Origin of the sequence: Methylotuvimicrobium sp. KM1 (assembly GCF_044788715.1) — a bacterium.
Classification (GTDB): Bacteria; Pseudomonadota; Gammaproteobacteria; order Methylococcales; family Methylomonadaceae; genus Methylotuvimicrobium.
In genome coordinates, this window is record NZ_CP173170.1 from 200,021 (window position 1) to 224,433 (window position 24,413).

Annotated in this window: 22 protein-coding genes; 15 read left to right on the forward strand and 7 right to left on the reverse strand. The window is 47.3% G+C overall.

Annotation, left to right across the window (positions count from 1 at the left end):
- Positions 1-274 precede the first annotated feature (274 nt).
- The gene (locus ACINK7_RS00920) at positions 275-1,162 is read left to right on the forward strand and encodes a fumarylacetoacetate hydrolase family protein (RefSeq protein ID WP_404359199.1); all 888 of its coding nucleotides are present in this window, start codon (positions 275-277) and stop codon (positions 1,160-1,162) included.
- Between the two features lie 348 nt (positions 1,163-1,510).
- Here ACINK7_RS00920 and ACINK7_RS00925 read toward each other — a convergent pair whose 3' ends face one another.
- A complete protein-coding gene (locus ACINK7_RS00925) occupies positions 1,511-2,965 on the reverse strand; it encodes an ATP-binding protein (RefSeq protein ID WP_404359201.1) in 1,455 nt (484 codons plus the stop codon).
- Positions 2,965-3,624, reverse strand: coding sequence for a response regulator (locus ACINK7_RS00930; protein ID WP_341327105.1), 660 nt, complete (start codon positions 3,622-3,624; stop codon positions 2,965-2,967). Before ACINK7_RS00930 ends, ACINK7_RS00925 begins: the two co-directional genes overlap by 1 nt.
- A 616-nt stretch (positions 3,625-4,240) precedes the next feature.
- On the opposite strand from ACINK7_RS00930, the gene hemW reads away from it, so the two are divergent.
- The 3 genes from hemW to ACINK7_RS00945 all read left to right on the forward strand — a co-directional run bounded on the left by hemW (position 4,241) and on the right by ACINK7_RS00945 (position 8,155).
- Positions 4,241-5,371 carry a radical SAM family heme chaperone HemW gene (gene hemW, locus ACINK7_RS00935; RefSeq protein ID WP_404359202.1) on the forward strand — a complete coding sequence of 377 codons (1,131 nt, stop codon included), beginning with the start codon at positions 4,241-4,243 and terminating at the stop codon, positions 5,369-5,371.
- Between the two features lie 60 nt (positions 5,372-5,431).
- A complete protein-coding gene (pyrE, locus tag ACINK7_RS00940) occupies positions 5,432-6,073 on the forward strand; it encodes an orotate phosphoribosyltransferase (RefSeq protein ID WP_404359204.1) in 642 nt (213 codons plus the stop codon).
- A 144-nt stretch (positions 6,074-6,217) separates the two neighbouring features.
- Complete coding sequence (locus ACINK7_RS00945) at positions 6,218-8,155, forward strand: dynamin family protein (RefSeq protein ID WP_404359206.1); 1,938 nt, start codon at positions 6,218-6,220, stop codon at positions 8,153-8,155.
- A gap of 142 nt (positions 8,156-8,297) precedes the next feature.
- Here ACINK7_RS00945 and trmB read toward each other — a convergent pair whose 3' ends face one another.
- The 4 genes from trmB to ACINK7_RS00965 all read right to left on the reverse strand — a co-directional run bounded on the left by trmB (position 8,298) and on the right by ACINK7_RS00965 (position 13,182).
- On the reverse strand, positions 8,298-8,987 hold the full coding sequence (gene trmB / locus ACINK7_RS00950; RefSeq protein ID WP_404359208.1) for a tRNA (guanosine(46)-N7)-methyltransferase TrmB: 690 nt from the start codon (positions 8,985-8,987) through the stop codon (positions 8,298-8,300).
- A gap of 199 nt (positions 8,988-9,186) precedes the next feature.
- Complete coding sequence (gene thiS, locus ACINK7_RS00955) at positions 9,187-10,164, reverse strand: sulfur carrier protein ThiS (protein WP_341327110.1); 978 nt, start codon at positions 10,162-10,164, stop codon at positions 9,187-9,189.
- A 14-nt stretch (positions 10,165-10,178) separates the two neighbouring features.
- Positions 10,179-11,249 (reverse strand): 3-deoxy-7-phosphoheptulonate synthase AroG, encoded by a 1,071-nt coding sequence (aroG, locus tag ACINK7_RS00960; RefSeq protein ID WP_404359210.1) that lies wholly within the window; start codon positions 11,247-11,249, stop codon positions 10,179-10,181.
- Between the two features lie 229 nt (positions 11,250-11,478).
- Positions 11,479-13,182, reverse strand: a complete 1,704-nt coding sequence (locus tag ACINK7_RS00965) for an ABC transporter ATP-binding protein (RefSeq protein WP_404361396.1) — start codon at positions 13,180-13,182, stop codon at positions 11,479-11,481.
- 600 nt (positions 13,183-13,782) lie between these two features.
- Between ACINK7_RS00965 and ACINK7_RS00970 the strand changes: the two genes are divergently transcribed.
- The 3 genes from ACINK7_RS00970 (at position 13,783) to ACINK7_RS00980 (ending at position 14,692) form a co-directional block, all read left to right on the forward strand.
- On the forward strand, positions 13,783-14,094 hold the full coding sequence (locus ACINK7_RS00970) for a DUF3301 domain-containing protein (RefSeq protein WP_404359211.1): 312 nt from the start codon (positions 13,783-13,785) through the stop codon (positions 14,092-14,094).
- Positions 14,095-14,177: 83 nt separating this feature from the next.
- Positions 14,178-14,492, forward strand: coding sequence for a YbjQ family protein (locus ACINK7_RS00975; RefSeq protein ID WP_404359213.1), 315 nt, complete (start codon positions 14,178-14,180; stop codon positions 14,490-14,492).
- Positions 14,489-14,692, forward strand: a complete 204-nt coding sequence (locus tag ACINK7_RS00980; RefSeq protein ID WP_404359215.1) for a DUF1289 domain-containing protein — start codon at positions 14,489-14,491, stop codon at positions 14,690-14,692. Before ACINK7_RS00975 ends, ACINK7_RS00980 begins: the two co-directional genes overlap by 4 nt.
- Positions 14,693-15,002: 310 nt before the next feature.
- Here ACINK7_RS00980 and ACINK7_RS00985 read toward each other — a convergent pair whose 3' ends face one another.
- Complete coding sequence (locus ACINK7_RS00985; protein ID WP_404359216.1) at positions 15,003-15,377, reverse strand: DUF6164 family protein; 375 nt, start codon at positions 15,375-15,377, stop codon at positions 15,003-15,005.
- A gap of 516 nt (positions 15,378-15,893) precedes the next feature.
- Between ACINK7_RS00985 and ACINK7_RS00990 the strand changes: the two genes are divergently transcribed.
- The 8 genes from ACINK7_RS00990 (at position 15,894) to mepA (ending at position 24,385) form a co-directional block, all read left to right on the forward strand.
- Complete coding sequence (locus tag ACINK7_RS00990; protein ID WP_341327117.1) at positions 15,894-16,124, forward strand: hypothetical protein; 231 nt, start codon at positions 15,894-15,896, stop codon at positions 16,122-16,124.
- 613 nt (positions 16,125-16,737) lie between these two features.
- Positions 16,738-16,908 carry a heavy metal translocating P-type ATPase metal-binding domain-containing protein gene (locus tag ACINK7_RS00995; protein ID WP_404359218.1) on the forward strand — a complete coding sequence of 57 codons (171 nt, stop codon included), beginning with the start codon at positions 16,738-16,740 and terminating at the stop codon, positions 16,906-16,908.
- A 43-nt stretch (positions 16,909-16,951) separates the two neighbouring features.
- Positions 16,952-17,242: a hypothetical protein gene (locus ACINK7_RS01000; RefSeq protein ID WP_014146685.1), complete on the forward strand. Its 291-nt coding sequence runs from the start codon at positions 16,952-16,954 to the stop codon at positions 17,240-17,242.
- A gap of 415 nt (positions 17,243-17,657) precedes the next feature.
- On the forward strand, positions 17,658-18,266 hold the full coding sequence (locus ACINK7_RS01005) for a hypothetical protein (protein WP_404359220.1): 609 nt from the start codon (positions 17,658-17,660) through the stop codon (positions 18,264-18,266).
- Positions 18,267-18,358: 92 nt separating this feature from the next.
- Entirely contained in the window at positions 18,359-20,809 is a 2,451-nt protein-coding gene (locus ACINK7_RS01010) for a heavy metal translocating P-type ATPase (protein WP_404359222.1), read from the forward strand.
- A gap of 8 nt (positions 20,810-20,817) precedes the next feature.
- The gene (locus ACINK7_RS01015) at positions 20,818-21,645 is read left to right on the forward strand and encodes a sulfite exporter TauE/SafE family protein (RefSeq protein ID WP_404359223.1); all 828 of its coding nucleotides are present in this window, start codon (positions 20,818-20,820) and stop codon (positions 21,643-21,645) included.
- Between the two features lie 407 nt (positions 21,646-22,052).
- Positions 22,053-22,889, forward strand: coding sequence for a lysophospholipid acyltransferase family protein (locus ACINK7_RS01020; protein WP_404359225.1), 837 nt, complete (start codon positions 22,053-22,055; stop codon positions 22,887-22,889).
- A 653-nt stretch (positions 22,890-23,542) separates the two neighbouring features.
- A complete protein-coding gene (gene mepA, locus ACINK7_RS01025) occupies positions 23,543-24,385 on the forward strand; it encodes a penicillin-insensitive murein endopeptidase (RefSeq protein WP_404359227.1) in 843 nt (280 codons plus the stop codon).
- Positions 24,386-24,413 lie beyond the last annotated feature (28 nt).

The following is a 24,413-nucleotide window of genomic DNA, read 5'->3' on the forward strand; positions in this document are numbered from 1 at the left end:
CCCAGCACCTAAATTATGCAAGATAGTTACCATAGCCAAAAGGCTATGGAATTTAGGTGCTGGGTGAATACGTCCATGTAGGCTCTATGCCAGCTCCATGCTGGCAAAGCCTTTTCCGAGCACCCCGGCGCCTCCTAAGACACTGCCGAAATTTGAAGTGCGAAAGGTATATAAAGGGAGTAGGTTGAATAGCCTAAAACCAATGAGACGTGTTTTCCTTATACCGGATCATTTAAAATTAATGTCTCATTACAATGGCAGGACGAAGCAAACGATGAAATTAATTACTTTTACGCATAATCGGCAAACACGAATTGGTGCTGTCGTTGACGATGAAGTCGTCGATGGTTTCGGGGGCAGTGCGCTTCCGGCCTCGATGATCGAATTTCTGAGTGCTGGAACGTCGGCATTGGAGGCGTTGCAAAAACTCATTGATTCAGGTTCGCATCGCCTGCCATTTACAGAGGTAAAAGTGCACGCACCGGTGCCGAGACCAGGTAAATATTTGGCGATTAGTCTCAATTATGCCGAACACATTGAGGAAACCGGAAAGGAAAAACCCGAATACCCGACATTTTTCAATAAGCAAACAACTTGTGTAATCGGTAGCGGTGAAACGATTCATCGGCCTAAGGTATCGGAAAAACTGGATTATGAGGGCGAGTTGGCATTTGTAATCGGCAAGCGTTGCCGTCATGTGCCCCAGGAACAAGCGCATCAAGTCATCGCTGGTTTCACGATCGCCAACGATGTGTCGGTTAGGGATTGGCAGGCTCGTTCGCCGACGATGACGCTGGGTAAATCATTCGATACACATGGCCCGCTCGGGCCATGGCTAGTCACGCCGGATGAAATCATCGATCCGCATAATTTGACGATCAAGACCTGGGTTAATGATGAATTACGTCAAAACTCCAATACTCGGCACATGATTTTTAATTGCTATCAAATGATTGCTTATTTGAGTCAAGTAATGACGCTCGAGCCTGGCGATGTCATTGCAACCGGCACGCCGTCGGGCGTCGGCGTTAAAATGAAACCGCGCGGTTATTTGAAGCCTGGGCAAACGGTTCGCATTGAAATCGAAGGTATTGGCGAGTTATGCAATACGGTTGTCGAAGAGCCTAAGGATTTCGTGAAAAATAACTTCCTGGAGTTATGAGCTTTGTCGAGGGTTTAGTCGCTCGCTTGGCAGGCCCAGCCCTAAGTTCCTTAGTCCATTGGCTATCGCTAACTATTTTGAGTATACCCATCGTAGATCAAAATTCGGCGCCTGGATGTCCGCTAAAGGACGCCGTGAATACGTCCATGTAGGCTCTATGCCAGCTCCATGCTGGCAAAGCCTTTATCGGACACCCAGGCGCCTCCTCAGGCGCTGCCGAAATTTGAAGTACGAAAGGTGTAATTAAGGTGCTAGGCCTTTAACGGGCACCCCGGTACCGAATTTTGATCTGCGATGGGTATATTTATGACCAAACCTTAATGCTATCGAATGCCGATAAGCGATGCCTTATTTTTTTAGTTGGTGCCAAGTATAAGGCGGTTTGTTAAAAAAATCCGGATTGATGTTTGGGGCAATCGGGTAATCGGTTTGTGGGGCAGGAAAGAGTAACGCGATACTCAGGCCGCCAAAGCGGGATTGAGTCATCTGTAATTCGGCATGATGCAAGACCGCGATTCTTTTTACCATTGATAAGCCGAGACCGCTGCCCTGGGTATGGTTGGCGGTTTCGACGCAACGGTAAAAACGTTGATACGCATTTTCGAGCTGTTCGGCCGGAATGCCCGGCCCCGAGTCTTCGACACATAAACAAGGGCGGTTTGCTTTAGCGGTTAGGCTGATCAATATTTTGCCGCCTCTTGGGGTGTATTTGATTGCGTTATCGACAATATTTCTTATTAAGATCGTGATGAGTAACGAATTAACCATGACCAAACCGTCTGTGTCGTTATCAAAGCCCATGGTAATTTGTTTTTTATGAGCCTCCGGCTCCATTTCGGCAATGATTTGAATAATTTCATTGCTCAATTTGATTGGTTGTTTTGTCAAATAACTGGGATCCGATTCGATGCGCGAGAAAGTCAATAACTGTTGAACAAGACCGGTCATGCGTTTCACTGCTTGTTCAATACGGCTTAATGCTTGTTGTCGGACGCCGTCATCGGTTGTTTTTATCGCGACTTGGGCTTGAGTTAGCAAGCCTGCGAGAGGGGTTTTAAGTTCATGCGAAGCATCCGCAGTAAAGCGCCGTTCGTTTTCAAAGGCTTTCTCAAGCTGGATGAATAAAGTGTTCAAGGCCTCGACTACCGGTATGATTTCAGTTGGAAGCCAACGCGTCGATAATGGCTTCAAGTAATTAGCCTCACGCTTCGCTAGTTGCCGTGCCAGGCGATTGACCGGTTTGAGCGAGCGACCGACAATGATCCAAATGACCAGTCCGAATAAAGGCAAGCTGATCAATAACGGTTTGATCAAATGATTGGCGATTTCGTCTTTCAATTCCTGACGGATATCGTCACGTTGACCGACATGAACGATATATTCGTCTTCATCATTGGAAACGCTGAAAACATGCCAGGTATGTCCCGCTACCTCGGTTTTGGTGTAGCCGTTTGTCGAATGCGACATCGGCTGCTTGGGCGCGGTTTTCGACCTTAAAATCAAGCCCTCGGTTTTATCGATCAACTGAAACGATATTTTTTTACGTAATTGCGTGAGTTGCTGGTCGGGTAGCGGCGTTTTTTCAGGGCTGTCTAAGTCCCACAATTCATTCAGAGAGCCTTTATAGAGCAATTGTCCGACGAACGAATATAAAGCTTGAGCCGATTGTTCGAGTTCCGCATTGAATAGTTTTACGACTTCATCGCGTGTGACTTTATAACTAATATATGCCGTAACGGCCCAGATGACTATCGTTGCCGAAAGCAATGCAAACAGCAGCACGCCTTTAAGTGAGTAACGCATTAATTCTCATCGAGGATGTAGCCGACGCCTCTGACCGTGCGGATGTAATCCGAGCCTAGCTTTTTGCGCAAATGGTGGATATGCACTTCGACAGTATTGCTTTCTATTTCAGAGCCCCAGGAATATAAGGCTTCCTCGATGCGTGCCTTGGAAACGACCTTGCCGATATTATTCATTAAAAAATTTAAAATGCCGAATTCCTTTTGCGATAAATTAACCGGGGTGTTATGGACAGTGACGGTATGCGCTGCGGGATCCAGCACGATTCCTTTGTGTTCGATTTGAGAGACGCTTCGCCCCGCCTGTCTTCTGGCTAGTGCTCGTAGGCGGGCGCAGACTTCCGATAAATCGAATGGTTTAACAACAAAGTCGTCGGCGCCGCTATCGAGTAAAGTAACTCGATCGTCGATGCCGTCCCGCGCCGTTAAGATCAAGACCGGAGTTTCATCTTTTCGTTTTCTGATCTCGGAAAGCAGGTTTAAGCCGTCCATACCCGGCAGATTAAGATCCATTACAATCAGTTCATAACTGTTGGATTTCAGTGCTTCATCAGCTTGCGCGCCGTTCCTAAGCCAATCGACGGCATAGCCTTCCATCGTTAGGCCGGCTTGTATGCCGTCGCCCAGAATTTCATCGTCTTCGACCAATAATAGTCGCATAGTGTTACCAATAATGATACGTTGATGTTCAACAATTCGTTTAAAAATCAATCCCTTGCTAGAGTTTATTTGTTATATATCTATGTGCTCTGTTCCCCAAACTTGATCGCCGCATTGGCCCACCTGCTGCATCGATGCAAGCGCTCCGTTTTCGTGGGGGTATGACGGGCTTGTGTCTGACTGGAAGTGGAAAACAGAGGAACACATTTTGGAAGTTTTGATGGATAATCGAATTCGTTGTAATTATACCCATCATCGTAGATCAAAATTCGGCGCCGGGGTGACCGTCAAAGTATGGCGTGAATGTCGATTTTGCAGGAGCAAAAAATGACCGAACACCGCGGCGCCTCTTTAGGCACTACCGATATTGAAGTGCGAAAGGTATAAGACGTCAACGACCCAAGTGCTTTCCCTATCCCATAACATACTCTTTAAATCTATCAGCATCAATTCCGAAAGCAGCTTCGTCAAACTGCCATATTTATTGCTTAATTATCGCTGCTGAAACTGTGAATGTTAAACAAGACTAATTTCTCGTCAGGCAAAAGGGAAAGCGAGCGTTTACAATAGTTTCGGTGTTAAAATATCTCATCTTCCATATTGTGCAAAAAAAATCTTGCCGTCGATAAGTTTATATATCCACATACCTTGGTGCATCAAAAAATGCCCCTATTGCGATTTCAATTCTCATGCGGTCAAGGCTGAGTTACCCGAAAAACGCTATATCGATGCCTTGTTGCAAGATTTGAGTCTCGATTTGACGCGTTTTATTGTTCGACAGCCCATTGAGACGATATTCATTGGCGGTGGAACGCCCAGTTTGTTTTCACCCGAAGCGATCGATCGATTGCTTTGCGGTATTAGGCGTCAAGCGCGATTAGCCGAAAATGCCGAAATTACGCTCGAAGCCAATCCGGGTACCTTTGAAAGTGGTAAATTCGCTGAATTTCGAGCTATCGGGATTAATCGATTATCGATCGGGGTGCAAAGTTTTAATGATGCACAATTAAAAAAATTGGGGCGGGTTCATTCGGCGGCGGAGGCGATTCAAGCGGCGGAAATTGCGCAACGCGTCGGCTTTTCCAATTTCAATCTAGACTTAATGTTCGGTTTGCCGGAAGTTTTTGGATATAGCGGTTTGTCCGATATTCGTACCGCCATAGATATCAATCCGACTCATATCTCCTTTTATCAGTTGACGTTGGAGCCGAATACTTATTTTCATAAGTTTCCGCCGCAACTGCCGGGAGAGGAAAGTATCTTTGCCGGGCAAATGCAATGCCAAGCACTGTTGGAAAGCGCGGGCTATTGGCAGTACGAAATTTCCGCTTACAGTAAGCTGGGCGCTCAGTGCCGACATAACCGCAATTATTGGCAATTCGGCGATTATCTAGGGATCGGCGCAGGTGCGCACGGTAAAATGAGTTTGGCGTTGCCTTTCGAGGTTTATCGTAGCGTTAAACCTAAAAGTCCCGAGTTGTATATGCAAACCCTTGGCGAGGAAAAGCCCGTTTTGTGCGAAGCCGATAATCTTCCTATTGAATTCGCGATGAATCATTTCCGACTTAAGGAGGGTTTTACCGAAGTACACTATCGAGCCGCTACGGGATTGAGTCTCGACAGCCTGCAACCGGGGCTTGAGCAATGTATCGCACAAGGCTTGGTCGATTTTACGGATGGTCATTACCGTTGCTCCGAGCACGGTTGGAATTTTCTCGATACCATCCTTGAAAAATTCATTCGCTGAATGATTATCCTTTAGGATAATTTATAACTTATCTTTCAAACTATTACATAAAGAAACGCGATGCTTGATTACCAAAAAGAGTTTATTCAGTATGCCCTGGACTGCGGCGTGCTCAAATTCGGTGAATTTCAATTAAAATCGGGGCGTATGAGTCCTTATTTTTTCAATACCGGATTGTTCGATACCGGTGCGAAATTGGGCAAATTGGGCGAGTTTTACGCGCGGGCCTTGCTGGAGTCCCAGCTAAATATCGATATGTTGTTCGGCCCGGCATATAAAGGCATTCCGCTGGTTAGCGCGACTTCGATTGCTTATGCTCGACTAACCGGAAGAGATATGCCGTTTGCATTCAATCGCAAGGAAGCCAAGGATCACGGTGAGGGCGGATTGATCGTCGGTACGCCTTTGTCCGGGAATGTTCTGATTTTGGATGACGTCATTACGGCCGGGACGTCGGTGCGCGAGTCGGTCGCCATTATTAACGGAGAGGAGGCTTCTCCAGCGGGTGTGCTCATCGCGTTGGATCGGCAGGAAAAAGGCCCGGATGGGCAATCCGCGACACAGGAAGTCAGGCAAACGTATAATATGCCGGTCCAAAGTATCGTTTCACTCGAACAGATTATTGAATATTTGAAGACTGTTCAGGATCTAGGCTATCCAGTTGATACAATTATCGAATACCGAAAACAATACGGTATTTAAAAATAATCGTGCGTGACTAACAGATTCAACGATATGGTCTACACTTACCCGCATTACATCGTTATACTTCGTCCGCTTCGGTCGTGTGAAAGACTCAAGCGACCTTATTATCTTGCAGACTAATGACCGAAAAAAAGGCCAGCCATGAGGAACCCGGAATTTAAAGAACAGCTGCATGAATACTCGCAGTGGCGCAGTCAGTTGATACAAGCGATTGAAATGTATCAAGAATGGCGTATTCGTTACGGGATGAACGATGTTCATAGCACCGGGACAATTTTGAATATCCTTAATGGTTTGGAATCGGACCGCGTAACGCTGGCTTTTGTCGCGGAGTTTTCGCGCGGCAAAACGGAGCTGATCAATGCTTTATTTTTTGCCGAAACCGGTGTCCGCTTGTTGCCTTCAACACCTGGCCGGACAACGATGTCGCCTACCGAAGTATTTTATGACGAAGAGGGAGGCAGTTATATTCGTCTGCTGAATATAGAAAGTCGCTTAGAAGATATTTCGCTGGCCGAATATAAAAACAATCCCGCTCGTTGGACACAAATCGATCTAAATTTCGATTCTCCGACGCAAATGCAAGAAGCATTTAGAGAGTTAATAGCCACCAAGACCGTGCCAAGGGATGTAGCGGATAAATTGGGATTATGGAACGAGCGTGAAGCTGCCGAGCAAGGGGTTGTTAATCCTGAGACCGTGGAAATTCCATGCTGGCGCCATGCATTAATCAGTTTTCCGCATCCGTTATTGAAGGAAGGGCTTTGTATTCTCGACACGCCGGGCTTAAATGCATTAGGTACCGAGCCTGAGCTGACGTTGAACATGCTTCCAAGCGCTCAGGCAATCATATTCGTCCTAGCTGCCGATACCGGAGTGACTAAAAGCGACTTGGAAATGTGGCGTAATCATGTCTGTAGTGCTAGGGGCGGGAGAAAGCATGGACTGGCTGTCGTCATGAACAAAATCGATTCGATGTGGGACGATCTAGCCGGTGAGACGGGTTATGACGCAGCCATAGAATCGCAAATTAGTACATCGGCCGGAATTTTAAATATCGACGAATCATCAATCTTTCCGGTATCGGCTAAGCAGGCGCTGCTGGCGAAGGTAAAATCCGATAATGTGTTGCTCGAAAAAAGTCGGTTATATTCCTTGGAAAAATATTTGTCCGAAGACATCCTAAAGCAACGGCGGCAAATATTACTCAATACGATTAAAAAAGATATCGGTTTTTTGGTGGGCGAATCGTCTAATCTTACCGACGGTAAGCTGGCCAATGCGGCCAAGCAATTAGAGGAGTTCAAGAAGCTGGACTTTGAAAATCATGAAATGACCGAAAAGTTGATGGCCGAAACCCGCGACAGGCAACAGCATTACATGGTCAATGTCGAAAATTTTCAAGCCAGCCGTAAGGTTTTTAGTGTACAGGCAAAAATCCTGATTGACTCGTTTGCCAAGGAAAAAGTCGACGAGATCATCCGGCAGACTCGGGAAGATATGACCAAGAGTTTAACGACATACGGCATGAAGCAACAAATCCGTAAGTTGTTCGACGATCTACGGGATTTATTGCAGGATGCAGTCGATACGACTAATGAAACGCGCCGTTTGGTTAAAGCGATTCATAAAAAGTTTCAGGACGAATACGGGTTCAAAGAAATCGAGCCGCAGCTTTTCTCGATTAAGCAATACCAGTTCGAATTAGAGCAGATCTTTGAAGAAGGCGAAGCATTCCGGACCAGCGCAAAAACCACATTGACCGAACAAAGCATTGTAATTAACAAGCTTTATAGTACGTTAATCAGTAAAGCGCGAAATATTATGAAACATGCCCAAAAAGACGCCGCCGCCTGGAGTAACAGTGTGTTGACACCGTTGATGCACCAAATCAAGGATCATAAAAAACAGATTGAAGGGCGTTTGCAAATGCTGAGAAAGATTAATGAATCCAAAGGTAGCGTTGCCGAAAATATAGCGATTCTAGAACAAGAGCTAGAACCGTTAAAAAGACAGCGCAGCGAATTGGCAACGATCATCAAGGCGATGCAATTGGATATGTCTGGTGATAGTGAATAGTGAGCAGTAAACAGTGAGCTTCGGTTGTGAGCTGTGTTGTATGATTTCCCGGATATGCCTACACAATGCTCAAAGCGTTCTTTTCTTGGTGTTGTCGAATGAGAGAGTTGCCTTTCGCGCCTATTTTTCTTTACCCCGATCCCTAGATTTTTCTAAAAATCAAATCCCAAACGCCGTGGCCGAGGCGTAGGCCACGGTTTTCGAATTTAGTTAAGGGCCGATAGGAGGGGCGCTCGCTATATCCTCCGCCTACATCGGTATTTTTAAGATCCGACGCATTCGATAACACTGCCAGCATATGCTTAGCATAGTTTTCCCAGTCCGTTGCGCAATGAAAATAACCTCCCCGTGTCAACTTTGCCGTGACCAAATCGACGAATGCCGGTTTGACGATACGCCGTTTATGGTGACGCTTTTTCGGCCAAGGGTCGGGAAAAAACAAATGAACACCCGCTAGGCTTTGATTGGGGATGCTGCGTGCCAGAATCTCGACTGCATCATGGCAAAAAATTCGCACATTGCGCAGTTCGCGCGCTTCCAGTTGCATAATCAAATGGCCGACGCCCGGTCTATGCACCTCAATACCGATGTAATCGCAATCGGGGTTCGCCTCGGCCATGTCAGCTAGGCTATCGCCGTTTCCGAAACCGATTTCGACGATAATCGGCGCTTCCCGTCCGAAAATTTCGCTGAAGCGGCATTCGATACCGGGCTCTAAGCCGTACTTATCCCAGAAATCGGCGAGAGCTTGCTGCTGGCCTACGGTGATGCGGCCTTGACGCCGCGAAAAGCTTCGGATTTTGCCGACGTTGGATAAATCAGGGGAGTTCATGTTGACGGAGTGTGGCGTTTATAATGAAAAACACAGCCAAGCGAAGCCTTTTCGGTAGTTTAACCATGAAGCACAAGAGTATTTCAAGCGATTATATAAACATTCTCGCTAACCTCTTGGGTGAGCGAAAGTTCTACAAACGCATAACAAGTTATTGAGTTAACTTCTTATACTTCATGATGAAAGTCTTTTTCTAGGTTTAAAGAAACAAACCGTCGATCGGCGACGAAGCCGAAGCGAAACGTTTTCTTGGCATGCGTCCGGCTAAAAATGCCAGGCGTCCGGCTTCGATCGCTTTTCTCATTGCTTCAGCCATCATAATTGGATGTTGGGCGGCGGCGATCGCGGTATTCATCAGCACGCCATCGCAGCCGAGTTCCATCGCGATAGCGGCATCGGAAGCCGTGCCGACGCCGGCGTCGACCAGAATCGGTACGTTGGCGTTCTCGACGATGGTCAAAATGTTGTACGGATTACGAATGCCCAACCCCGAACCGATCGGTGCAGCCAATGGCATTACCGCAACACAGCCGATATCCTCCAGCCTTTTCGCGGCGATTGGGTCATCATTGGTATAAACCATCACATCAAAGCCGTCCTTGACCAATAATTCCGCCGCGACATAGGTTTCGGCGACATCAGGGAATAAGGTTTTTTGGTCGGCCAAGACTTCCAGTTTGACCAGCTTATGACCGCCTAATAACTCCCTGGCCAAACGGCAGGTCCGTACGGCATCGTCGGCGGTGAAGCAACCGGCGGTATTCGGCAAGATCGTATATTTATCGGGCGAAATCACATCGAGCAGGTTGGGCTCGCCCGGGTTTTGGCCGATATTGGTCCGTCGGATCGCGACCGTGACGATTTCCGCGCCGCTAGCTTCGATAGCTAGGCGGGTTTCTTCCAAGTCTTTATACTTACCGGTACCGACCAATAAGCGCGAATGAAATCGGGTGCCGGCTACGGTAAAGGTATCGTCTTGGCCGCCGCCGATGGCATGAACGATTTCCAGACGATCATTGTCCTGTAGCGTTTGCTGTTCGTAGCGGTCGAACGGCAGGATTTCTTTATTCAACTCAACCGCGATGCGCTTACCGCTTAGCCCCATATCGGCCACAATCCGTGCGACCGTCGTTGCTTCCGGATATTCGCGGGGTTCGCCATTTAGCAATATATTCACGTTTACGCTCCGTATCAATTTTCAGTCTTTCTGCGCGCAACGACTGCCGCAGCGAGATCTTTCAACAACTGTGTCGAGTCTTCCCAGCCCAGGCAGGCATCGGTAATACTTTGTCCAAAAGTCAATGGTTTGCCGGGAATTACGTCCTGGCGTCCGGCTTTTAAGTGGCTTTCGATCATGACGCCGATGATGCGTTTGTCGCCGCCGGCAATTTGCCCGCCGACATCCTCGCCGACGATCAACTGGCGTTGATATTGTTTCAAACTATTCGCATGGCTGAAATCGATCATAATGCGCGGTCTTAGCCCTGAGTTTTCCAGTCCTTCCGCGACTTTTTCAACGTTTACTGCATCGTAGTTGGGCTGGCCATTGCCGCCGCGCAAAATAATGTGAGCATCTTCATTGCCGCGCGTCGAAAATATTGCCGAACGGCCTTCCTTCGTTAATGAGAGAAAGTGATGGGGACTCATTGCAGCGCCGATCGCATCGATCGCGATTTTGATCGAACCATCGGTCGCGTTTTTGAAACCGACCGCACAAGACAGACCGGAAGCCAATTCGCGATGAACCTGACTCTCGGTAGTTCTTGCGCCGATGGCCCCCCACGAAATCAAGTCGGAAACATACTGCGGTGTGATCAAGTCGAGATATTCGGTTGCGGCCGGCATGCCCAGCGTGTTCAGGTCCAACAATAAGCGCCGGGCAATATGCAGGCCTTTGTTGATATCAAAGCTGGAATCCAGATCGGGGTCGTTGATCAAACCTTTCCAGCCGACCGTAGTTCTGGGCTTTTCGAAATATACCCGCATCACGATCAGTAGATCTTTGTTCAATTCGTCTTTGATTGCCTTGAGCCTTTTTCCATACTCGATCGCAGCTTCCGGATTATGAATCGAACACGGGCCGATTACGACTAACAAGCGGTCGTCATCTCCGGTTAATATGTCATGAATTTCGGCGCGCGTTTGCAGCACCGTGTTTGCCGCGAGTTCATTCATCGGCAGTTCTTCGTGTACCGCAACAGGCGCAATGACTTCTTTCGTTTCACTGATTCTTAAGTCATCGGTGTTATATTTGCTTAACATAATAGTTATCCAGCTTGAAAGTGCGCGGAGAGTTAAAAGCCGCTCATTTTAACTTTTTTCACGACCGTTTTGTTAGTTTTTGCTTAACTATAGTTTGTAAAGCGATCAATCACGAACGAGGCGAAAGCTTAATTGACGAAAGACAAGGTCGATTTATACTATTCCGCTAACCGCTAACCGCTAACCGCTAACCGCTAACCGCTAACCGCTAACCGCTAACCGCTAACCGCTAACCGCTAACCGCTTCTTCCGGCAAAAAACCACCTGCCTGCATTGACCAAAGCCGATGATAAAATCCTTTTCGACCCAGTAATTCATTATGGCTGCCGTCCTCGATGATGCGACCGTTGTCGAAGACCAAAATGCGGTCCAGATGGGCGATCGTCGATAATCGATGCGCAACAGCGATGACGGTCTTACGACCCATGGCTCGGTCGAGATTTTCTTGAATGGTTTTTTCAGTGACCGAATCTAAACTGGATGTGGCTTCGTCAAGTATTAGAATCGGCGCATCCTTCAGCATGACGCGAGCAATGGCGATGCGTTGACGCTGTCCGCCGGACAGCTTGACGCCGCGTTCCCCTACCAGGGCATCGTAACCTTCTTTCATGTCTTTGATAAACTCGTCTGCGTGCGCGAGTTGAGCAGCGCCGGTTATTTCCGCATCCTCCGCATTCAGTTTCCCGTAACCGATATTTTCTTTGAGGCTGCGGTGAAACAAGCTCGGATCCTGAGGAATCAGACTGACTTGTTCATGCAAGGAATCTTGAGTTACACCGGCAATATCGACATTATCGATTAGAATTGCTCCGTCTTGAGGCTCGTAATTGCGCAGCATTAGCGCGACAAAGGTCGATTTTCCGGACCCGGAAAAGCCAACTAGACCTACCCGTTCCCCCGGTTCGATGATGACGTTCAAGTCTTCGAAAACCGGTTGTGAAGAATCGTAACCGAAACGAACATGACGGAACTCGACTCTGCCATGTGTCACGTTTAGAGGTGTAGATTCAGGTTTGTCGACAATTTCGTGAGGACGAACGATGGTATCGATACCGTTTGCAACGTTGCCGACATATTCGAAAAACTCTAAAAATCGTCGGGTTAGATTACGAGCATCGCTGATAATCAATAACGCCAAGGCAATGCTCATTGTAAAATCGCCGACACTGATTATGCCGCCATCCCAAAGTGTGAGCGCATAGTAGACCGTCCCGATCTTGAGTGCGGCGGCGGCAATGAATTGAAACCAGCGGACCCGTTCCATATACCAAAATGTCCTGCGTCCGGCCCGAACTTCGGTTTCCAAATATTCGTTCAAATAACGGCGCTCGTAATTGAGCCGGGCAAACAACTTTGCGTTAAGCATGTTGCTGACCGCGTCGACGATTTTGCCGTTGACCAGACTGCGAGTCGCTGCGTAATTTTTTGCGTAATACTGACAACGAGTGGCAAGCCAATAAGAAATGACAATATAGGCAAATACCCAGCTTGCAACGAATTGCCCTAGTCCTTGATTAACTTCAAGCAATAAAAAAATCGAAACGATAAAGGTTACCGTAATTGGCCAAAATTCGCATAAAACCGACCACGTCGTATGATTCACACTGATAGCGGTTTCGCTAATGCGATGCGCTAGTGCTCCGGCAAAGTGATGGCCGAAGTAGCTAACCGAGTGATACTGCAAATAAGCAAAAAGTTTTTGTGTGGTTCTTTGCCGCAAACGAGGTCCGACAATAATCAGCAATGCACCGCTGGTTCGACTGAAGATGATTTCGGCCAAAGCCAAGCCTGCCAATAATAGCAATGGTTGTCGCAGTGTTTTCAGTACCGGGCCGGTGTCCCCGCTCAATGAAGCCACGCCATCCATAATAGCCTTGACTGCATAAGGAACCAGAATATTACATGCCGCCTGTCCAGTCTCGAGAATTAACATTAACATCAATAAAACCGGGAAACTGCCAATACAGTACAGGATAAATTTGATCGTGCCGGTAGGGAGGTCCGGAGCTTCTCGTGCGCGTTGGAAAGAAGAAGGTTTAGGCATGAGTACTGTTATCTACTTTGCTCGTCATCTCTTTGCTAGACATACTCCGTACCTTCATAAAATTAGTCAATTTTTGACTATAAATTTAGGGAGTATACCCATCGTAGATTAAAATTCGGCGCCGGGGTGACCGTCAAAGTACGCCGTGAACCCAGCACCTAAATTATCTAAGAAAATTAATCGTAGCCAATGGGCTATGGAATTTAGGTGCGGGGTGAATACGTCCATGTAGGCGCTATGCCAGCTCCATGCTGGCATAGCCTTTGCCGATACCCCTGCGCCTCCTTAAGCATCGCCGAAATTTGAAGCGCGAAAGGTATAGCATGTTCGAAATTGCTCACTACCCGTTAAAATAAAATTTAAAAACATGGCCTCGCGAAGTATACCTTGTTTGCTAAGCCGATAAAATTCGGATAGATTGCAGATTGTTAGGTCGTATTAGAGGAATCAATCGATCTTTACACTAATACTCAATTTTAGGGTCGACCAATGCAAGTTGAAGTGCTTCTGATTTTTTTATTGATTGTAGCTCTTTTCTGTTGGTCGGATGCTTTGTCTATTAGAGAATATGCTTATCTGGCCGTAAGAAAACACTGTGCGGATATGGATGTGCAAATGTTGGACGATTGTGTCGCATTGAGCCGAATGACGTTTAAAAGAGATGAGTTCGGTAGGTTAAGGCTGATGCGTTCTTTCGAATTCGAATTCTCGGCATCGGGTGATGATCGTTATATCGGGGTGATAACGATGACCGGTCGGCGAATTGAATCGATTCAGATGCCGCCTTACCGGATGATATAAAATTTACGGCGGCGTGCTAATCGAGTTTTATGCTCGTTTGTAAGGGGCGGGCCTAGGCTTTTATTTAAAAAGGAAAATTAACAATGATTTTTGTAACAACACCGGATGTGCCGGGACGAGAGATTACTGAAAACTTGGGCGTGGTAGTGGGAAATATTGTGCAATCCAAGCATGTTGGCCGGGATTTTATGGCAGCTTTAAAAGGCTTGGTTGGCGGCGAAATTAAAGGCTACACTGAAATGTTAGCCGACGCCAGAGATCTTGCGATTGAAAGAATGGTAACCGAAGCGCAGCGTCGCGGTGCGGATGCTGTCGTTAATATACGATTTACGACCAGTGCGATCATGGCGAATGCGTCCGAAATCATGGCTTACGGAACTGCGGTAAAACTCAAATGATTCAGCGTCAACGTGTCGAATCTCCTTGTGTCGGTAATTGCTGTCTCGATGACGCCGATGTTTGCTTAGGTTGCTATCGCACACTCGAAGAAATCAAATCTTGGGGGGTGGTCGATGATGAAGCGCGTATCAATATTCTTAACAATGTTTCGCAAAGGGCCAAGCAAAAAGTGTATTCCGATCGGGTAAGTTGTAGTTGACCCAGATGCGGAAAATAGGCGTCGAGTTAAAAATAGTCGTTTTTGCAAAGCTTGTCGCGGTTTTTGGCAGTTGATGATTGAGTGGCCTTTTATGCGCAACGCCATGGAATACGTCTAATGGAAGGATGCTGGGCAGAATCACGTCGAAGAATTTATCATTTGAACCTTATTAAAACCGTGTTATTTAACACAGTTTTAATAAGGTATCTTGCCATCATAGCTTCCGCCAGGTACCTGCGAAATCCTGTGCAGAGATGACAAAGCTTAGCTTTTCAGATTCATGTTTCGAGTCGGATGCCCAAATGACCGCTTAAGGCACTGTAAAGCCGAATTCGAATATCAGCTTTATGGATGCATAAAGTACCAATCCGATAGCGGCAAGATATACCAGCAAGCGTATAGAATTATGCTTAAGATTGCCTAAAAGTGTTGGCGCTTTGCCTTCTTTTTTAAGTTGTTCGTACAGTGCTCGTTGGGTCAGCGCCCGCTGCTTTTGATATTGATGCAGCAGGATTTGTGCTTGTTGGAGTTGGGTTTGATCATTAAGCCATAAAGCCGGCATCGAAATTCCCCAGTTACCTGCCGACGTTTCATAAAAGTCGATCGAATGTTCGCTTAGAAGTTCGCGTACTTCCTCGGCCTCGTCTTCCGGTACTCCTCTGAGTGAAAATAGTAAATGCGGCATAGTTTATGGAAAAAATAATGGGTTTATTTGTATTGTATGCGATAACTGTGCGCTCTTTCATTGCTATCAACCTAACTATTATAATTCAATGGCTTAGTTCATGGACTCTACATTTTATTAGGCTCTGCATTCGGTAAAAGTTGAAAGCTCCTATCGCTACCGGAAACAATTAAAAATTCAAAGTGAATTTTAGGCTACGCTGCTCGTAACTAATGTCGGCGCAGAGTGCTTCTGTATCCGCAATACAAAAACTGTCTTGCCTCGATCGACACATCCCATACCTTTTATTCTTGAACGTTTTTTAATCAAAAGGGAGTAGGGCGGAAATGAAACAGTCTGTTTCTAAAAATAGGCCAAATGACACAATAAAACAGTGTTATTTAACCTATTTTTTTATCAACTCCTTTATGATCCTTTTCCTTATTCTGTAAAATCATATAGTTATAAGTTGGCATTTATTCTGCATATGTTCATGGTACTGAGTTAATTGCCTAATTGTCTACAGAGGTGAAAAAAATGAGTCAAGATTTAACGCGTGTGGAAACTGAAGTCAATGTTGATAACAATGGCGCTCTGTTAGTGGGTGCGGGTTTAGCTGTAGCATCCATGATAGTGTTGCCGGCTTTGGCAATGCGGTTAGGCTTGGGTGCAAGCTTAACCGGTGCATTAAGAATCGCGTTAATGAAAGCATCAAATCGTGCCGCGAGCGGCGCTTATCGATCATCGACAAAAACGGCCGCTTCGTAATTATTCCCTTTGCTAGTCAAGCTTCGGCGCCGGAAGCCCGTTAAAAAACGCTCCGGCGCCGAAGTTTGTTTTATGACTGTAACTATCAGTTCCCCGGCAATTATCGTTCCCACGCTCTGCGCTCGCCGTTATACACAAGTATCGGTAAACTTGCTAAACAGAGTTCGTCGTATACCTAGAAACGGTGCTGTTTGATAAATCTGCGGATATTGAACATCAGTGGCTTCGAAATCGCGACGAAGGCGTCGCTCCCACAAGGGGGCGGATGCTCTGTGGGAGCGATCCCCTGATCGCGATTTCGAAGTCGGGAACCTTGGGCGACAAAAAATGGTATCGAAGCCTCATTAGCTAAGATTGCAAAACAGTAATTTTTGACTTATGTATAACGATGAGCGCTCTGCGTGGGAACGATAGGGGGGTATTAATAATTACTTATGATTAGTTCCCTGCCTTTTTCGGGCCGTTCTATACTTTTCTTATCAAGCAACTACCTTTGTTAAATTAAATTGTTATTAATTCTCATGAACTTGCTTTAGCCCTTACAGTAAGCGCTTGTTATGTAAAATTTATTTTGCTAATATCGGCCGTTAGGAAATGAAATCAAGAATTCAGAATGAACGATACCAAAAAAGCTTGTGATTTATGTGGTTTAACGGTGGAGACGCCGGGGTTCACGTTGAAAACCAATGAAGGTGATAAAGATTTTTGTTGTGAAGGGTGCAAAGGAATCTATCAAATGCTGCACGAGGATCAAATTCTACCTGAATCCGAAAAGTCCGAGTAAGCCAACTTCTATCATCAATTTAAATAATTAAGGAAAAGATTAAATGAAACATGTGCACGGCAAAACCGCACAACAGGGGATGAATTCCATGTCTAAAGAAATTGTTAAAGGTTCGATGGCCTCCGCCACGGTTCAAGGCGGAAGCAAATTGCTCGGTAAAGCGGCCAAGCATCCGTTATTGGTTTTTGGCTTAGGTGTAGCCGCCGGTTACGTGATCTATAAATACCGTAAGGAAATTATTTCGGGAACCACGAAAGTGGTCGATGCCGGAAAAGATTTTGTTTTGCAACAAAAAGAAAATTTAGAAGATATCGTTGCAGAAACAAAAGAATAATAGCGTATATATACCTTTCGTACTTCAAATTTTGGCAGTGCCCGAGGAGGTGCCGGGGGTCCGCAAAGGCTTTGCCAGCATAGAGCCTACATGGACGTATTCACCCAGCACCTAAATTCCATAGCCTTTTGGCTATGGTAACTATCTTGCATAATTTAGGTGCTGGGTTCACGGCGTACTTTGACGGTCACCCTGGCGCCGAATTTTAATCTACGATGGGTATACTTCGGCCATATTTTGTTATGGCAAGATTATTTTATTCGACGCTGATAAAGATATAAGCGATAGTGACTGCATTAATCGATAAAAGGGTCGAATAGATCCGCGAATTTGTTTATGCGGAGTATTTAACGGGTGTTCTGTACTGATTTGTCGGAACGCCCGTTTTTGTTTCTACTAAGGCAATGTTTGAATTATGGCTATCCAAAGAAATTTTGTGTTGCGTTATCGGGAGAGCGGGCACGTCAGGTTTCAAATTCCCTCGGAAGCCTGCGATTCCGCAGCGGCTAAAGCGTTGACCGAAAAATTGCTTGAACTCGAAGGAGTTTATCGGGTCGTGCTATATCGGCGGCAACAAAAATTATCGATACGTTTTCAAGAAACGATTTGCGAGTTCGAATCACTCGTCAAGCAGTTGTATCAAATCCTGGCGGATAGTGAGAAAGCGGGGATTTTTAATCCGAAGCCGATGGCCGAATCGAGACTCTGGAAGGGGCGAGCGATTCGTAATAAAGCCAAGCCGGGACCCCTCAGTTGGTTTAAGCAAAAATACACCGATGCCAAAGATACAGTGCATGCGGCTAAAGTCGTCGGAAAAATCGGTTTAAAAAAACCCAAGGCATTTTTAAACGATCCTGAAAAAGCCGTTATCGACTTTTTGAACGATATTTTAGTGCTGTTTTTAATCAAGTTACATTGGCAGCACATTACCCAGCAATGGATCGTGAAGCCATTCAAATATCGTTATGAATGGATGGCGATCTTCTATATGTTTTATTTATTGATACGGTCACGTAAAAAATAAATTCTTTATTTCTATGCCGCCTTGTGCGGCATATTTTTTAAATCGCAGCGATTGTTGTTATTCACTGGCTTGATATTACTGTCTAAATCGATATGGATTCCCAAAGCGTGACTTTTAAAAACTTCCGGCTTGTTCATCAATTATCCCGGCGCATTCGGATCGAATCTCCAATACTAAAAAAAGACCAAGAACGGGGTTACATTTTTGAAATCCTTCTAAAAAAGCGATCGGAAATCAAAGCAGTACGTTCAGTTTTTTCGCTGGGTTCGGTTGTGATCGAATTCGACCCGGCCAGTCTACCGAAAAAGAATTTACTGATTTTGATTGATGCGGTGCTGGGCAACATCGCCCATAAACAAAGCATCGACCATCAAGCAAGAAAGAAAGACTTTGACGGTCCCCTGCAAGAAGTCGATCTTGCCGTCGAAGGCATGACTTGCGCGTCGTGCGCTTTGCTAATCGAAATGGTTCTGAAACGCGATCCGGCGATCAAGCAAGCCAGCGTCAATTTCGGTACCGAAACTTTAACCGTCCATGGGCAGCTCGATAAGGATGAAGTCGGTGTAAGAGTGGCGTCGCTTGGTTACAAAACCTATGCGATGGATACCTTGTCGCAACGCAAAATTCTGATTGAAAAAGAACAGCAACGTATTTTGACGGCACGAAGCCGTTTCGTTTGGTCGGGAATATTGAGCCTGCCCGTTGTTGCGGTCGGCATGAGCATGCCGTCGTCGCGCTGGCTGCATTGGCTGCAATTCGGTTTGACGACACCGGTCGTATTTTGGTCCGGCTGGCAGTTTTTCAGCAAGGCTTTTCGTTTGGCGAAACACCGAGCCGCCAACATGGATTCATTGATAGCATTGGGCGTCGGTTCCGCCTACGGTTATAGTTTGCCGGCGTTGTTTCGAAACAGAGGTCACATTTATTTCGAAGCGGCCGCCGCGATCATTACCTTTGTCTTGTTGGGGCGCTATCTCGAAGAAAATGCAAAGGGCAAGGCCGGAGAGGCGATCCGAAAATTAGTCGATTTGCAGCCGCAAACCGCGACGTTGTTGTGCGACGGCGAAGAAATCACGATCGATGTCGACGATATCGCAATCGACGATATTTTATTGGTGCGTCCGGGTGAAAAAATACCGACCGACGGCCAAGTGATTCATGGCGTTTCGACGGTCGACGAAGCGATGGTGACAGGCGAAAGTTTACCGGTCGTCAAGGAAGTCGGTCAAAAAGTGATAGGAGGCTGCGTCAACGGCAGCGGTGTATTGAAGATACGTGCGACTGCGGTCGGTATGGACACCGTGCTGGCCGGTATCGTACACATGGTCGATCAGGCTCAGGCCGCCAAATTGCCGATTCAGAAACAGGTCGATAGAATCTCGGCGGTGTTCGTGCCCTCGGTCATGGTTTTTTCAGGCTTGACGATGGGCGGGTGGTTGCTGGTTGGTGCGCCGTTCGCGCATGCCTTCGGTAATGCGATTACCGTGTTATTGATTGCTTGCCCTTGTGCATTAGGCTTGGCGACTCCGGCGGCAATCATGGTGGGTACCGGCCGTGCGGCGCGCGAAGGTGTTTATATCCGCAACGGCGAAAGTTTGGAACTGGCGGCCAAGCTCGATGCGATCGTGTTCGATAAGACCGGCACGATTACCGAAGGTAAACCGAAAGTCAGCGAGTGGCTCAATATTTCCGGAATAGACGATGAGGAAGTCCTGATATTGGCTGCGTCGGCAGAAAACAATTCGGAGCATTTTCTCGGTAAAGCGATCGTAGACTATGCCAAAGAACGTTCGATGATCCTGCAGGAATGCAGTCATTTCAAGAGCGAAACCGGACGAGGCATATTAGCCGAAGTCGGGGGGGAAAATTTATTATTGGGCAATAGAGGGTGGTTGGTTGACCAAGGTGTTTCGATCGATGCTTTATCGAAAACGGCCGGTGAATATGCCGGGCAAGGTAAGACGCCCGTGTTTATGGCGATAAACGGAAAGGAGTCGGCGGTTTTCGGTATTGCCGATAAGCCGCGGTCACAAGCGGGCAAAGCGATCGCACGATTGAATAAAATGGGTGTACATACACTGATGGTGACCGGCGATACCGAAAAAACGGCTAATTATATAGCCGCAAAAGTTGGTATCGAAACGGTTGTCGCGAACGCCAAGCCCGAAGACAAGCTTGCGATTATTCACGATTTTCAACAGCAAGGCCGCCATGTCGGCATGATCGGTGACGGTATCAATGATGCACCGGCACTGGCGGCGGCCGATGTCGGTTTTGCGATAGGCAGCGGCACCGATATCGCGATCGAGTCGGCCGATATGACGCTAGTCAGTGGCGATATTACCAAAGTAACCGATGCAATCGAACTTAGTACCGATACGATTCGCATTATCAAGGAAAATTTGTTTTGGGCGTTCGGTTATAACACGGTCGCGATTCCGGTCGCGGCCTTGGGTAAGCTTAATCCGATGATCGCCTCGGCGGCGATGGCGCTGAGTTCGGTGTCCGTGATCGTCAATTCGTTGCGCTTGGGTAAAAAATAGGATTTCAAATGGATCATTCGACAATGGATCACGGCATGCATCATATTGCTGCAGCCGGCGGTTTCGACTACAGTCTGGCGTTTATGGCCGGATTGTTGGGCAGCGGACATTGTTTGGGAATGTGCGGCGCATTGGTTTCCGGTTACTTCATGAAATCAGGACCGTCCAGAAGCTATCTCCCATATTTCGCCTATCAACTCGCGCGCATTTTCGTTTATACGATGGTCGGCTTCGCCGCCGCCTCGCTCGGAGTCGTGTTGGTTTCGAGCGGCCTGTTCGGCAAATTGCAAAGTCTGCTGCAAATGGTGATCGGCGCAGTCGTGATCCTTTTGGCTTTGGGTATTCTCGGATGGATACCGTTTCAAGGCTCGATTCGATTGATTCCGATGAATGTGTTACGCAAGGGCTATGCATCTGCCAGCACCAAAGGTCCGGTCGTCGGCGCACTGATTGCCGGGTTGTTGAACGGCTTGATGCCGTGCCCATTGACGTTTGCAATGGCCGTTAAGGCTACATCCGCGACAACCATTGCCGAGGGCGGATTGTTGATGCTGACTTTCGGTGCCGGAACGCTGCCGATGATGCTGTTCATCAGTGTCGCGTTCGGTAAGATGAGTGCGCATTTCAGAGGCTTGATGTTGAAAACGGCGGCCTTGATCATGATCGTAATGGGTTCGAATACGATCTATATGGGGCTGTCTTTCTATGTTGAGGAGCATCATCATCACCGCGATTTCTTGCATGATTTGAAAGATAGAATTGATGAATTGATTGTGTTTTTAACCGAATTCGTCGACTATCTCGGCGCCATGGTTAATAATGTGCCGGGGGCATAAGACCGCTTCTATAAAATACAGCACTCATCGTCTAAGCCGGGAAAGCCAGGTGACAATTAATAGTGTCGGGGTCACATTGACTAAGATGGTATCTAAGATTTATACATATCGCTTTGAGGTACATTGTTGGCCATCCTGCGCGATGACAAAAGCACGCAAATGTTGGAGTGCCGGAGGGTACGCTGTGCGTGCCATGGTAACCCCACCAAACTTAACACAAGCCTTTATGGTTTGATCAGGGTAGTTAACGGCATGAAGGTACGCACAGCGTACCCTAAAATTTCTGTATAACAACGAGCGCTGGAGCGTGGGAACGATAGGGAGGTGTGAATAATTACCTTGCAATTTGTCTAAGCCGAAGACACTTCGCTCCCGAATTTTCGGACACAATAATAACCCGTTTGATAATGATTCAAAGCGTCAGCCGAACATTAAACCGAATAACGAAAATCCATCAGCCTCAAATAAAGCGGCTGAATTATTATTGGCGTTTGTTTGGTACCGGGGTCAGTTTTTTTACCTTCGGCGCTGGCGGATTCTTATTATGGGTGTTAGTCTTTCCGGTGTTGTCGATCATTCCAGGAACTCACGAGAGTAGGATCCGCCGAGGTCAACAAGTCGTTCATTACAGTTTTTACGCATTCATCGGCCTGATGCATCGAATCGGAGTGATGACCTACGAGATCGAAGGGCTGGAAAAACTCAATAGGCCCGGACAATTGATCGTCGCTAATCATCCGACATTGGTCGACATCGTCTTTCTGATCAGCCGAATCAGTCAGGCTAGCTGCATTGTCAAGGCCAGTTTGTGGCGCAATCCGTTCATGAGGGGGCCGATCCTCAATGCCGGCTATATCAGCAACGGCGACCCTGAAATCATGATAGACGAATGCGTGCAAAGATTGCAATCGGGCGGCACGATGATCATCTTTCCGGAAGGCACCCGCTCAGTGCCCGGCAAACCCTACCGGTTTCAACGCGGCGCGGCCAGCATCGCGCTGCAAGCGCAAGCGATCGTGACGCCTGTGACGATGTCCTGTTATCCCAGTACGCTGACCAAGGCCGAAAAATGGTATCAAATCCCGCACCGGCGCTTTCATCTTGCAATGCACGTCGGCGAGGATATCCCGATGCAAGAATTCACTTCGCTACAGCCCCGGTCCATTGCCGTGCGCCGCTTCAATAGCTATTTGCAGGATTACTTTACACGGCAACGAGTGCTCTCCGAGCAAGATGGAAAATAACGAATAAAAAACATTTTTCCACGAAACAGATAAAAAACACGAAAAGCAATCGGTCTGTTGTAGAGTTTAGCTAATCGCTGTATACGTGCCAGCTTAAACCATAACGTTCATGAAGGCCTGGCCATCGCCCCGGCAAATGAAAGTTCTCTGGTGGCGGAGGGTGCGGTCACTCGCCCGACAGGTCGCCGTGAACCCAGCACCTAAATTATCCAAGATAGTTAACTATAGCCAATGGGCTATGGAATTTAGGTGCTGGGTGAATACATCCCTGCAGGCTCGACGGCGGCTCCCTGCCGCCGACGCCTGCCGGTCGAGCAACCGCACCCTCTCCGGAACCGGAATTGCCAGAACGGAGATTTGTATATCGAAAAATTAGATAATGAGTCTAAATCTACGAACTTTCACAGTAATCGATAACAATTACAGCCTCATGGCTTCCATGCTCCTCTGGCACGGGGGCGCTTCAAGGATCGCTTCTACCTAGCTGAAGCTAATGTGGGAGCGATGCCTACATCGCGACTTTCGAAGCCACTAATGCTGAATAGTCAAAGATTTAACCTAATGGCAGCAAACTCTAGGATGGATAATTGTTTACCGTCGGGTAATGATAAACGCAGCTCTATCTTAAACATCAGTCATCCAAATTCGCTCCCATGAAAAAACTATTAATCATCATCTCTTTATGGATTATTGCGACGCTTGCCGCAGCAAATCCTGCATTACAGAAATGGGCCAAAGTGACCGAACCTGCGCCGGCCCGCGATATTGCGCAAAGCATTGGCGACTATACGGCCGGGTGTATTCGTGGAGCGGTATCGTTGCCGTTCAGGGGCGAGGGTTATCAAGTGATGCGTTTGTCGCGCAAACGCTATTACGGCCATCCCGATTTGATTCAATTCATCGAAAACATGGGCCGAGAAGCGATGGCGCAAGGCTGGGGAACTCTATTGATCGGTGATTTGGGACAGCCTCGCGGCGGCCCGACTTTGACCGGACACCGCAGCCATCAAACCGGTCTCGATGTCGATATCTGGTATTTAATATCGCAAAAGGCTACCTTGCGATCATTGACGATGGAAGAACGGGAAAAATGGAGCGCTCCGTCAGTGGTAAGGACTGCCATCGACCGCATCGATGATGCCCAGTGGACGCAGCGCCATGATCGTATACTCGAAACGGCGGCGCGCATGCCGGAAGTCGAACGGATTTTCGTCAATGCCGCGATCAAACGTCATCTGTGCGAAAATTCGGCCGAACACAATTGGCTCGGAAAAATTCGCCCATGGTGGGGGCATCACGATCATTTCCATGTGCGCTTGAAATGTCCGGAAAGCAACCCCGATTGCCGAAGCCAAGAGCCTATCCCTAAAGGCGACGGCTGCGATGCATCGCTCGACTGGTGGTTTACCGCCGAAGCGAAAACGCCCGCAGCACCGATCGCCCCGGCCAAAGCACCGGAACTGCCCGCCTTATGCGAAACTGTATTGAATGATTGAAACCAATGAACGGCTAAATAGAACGAGA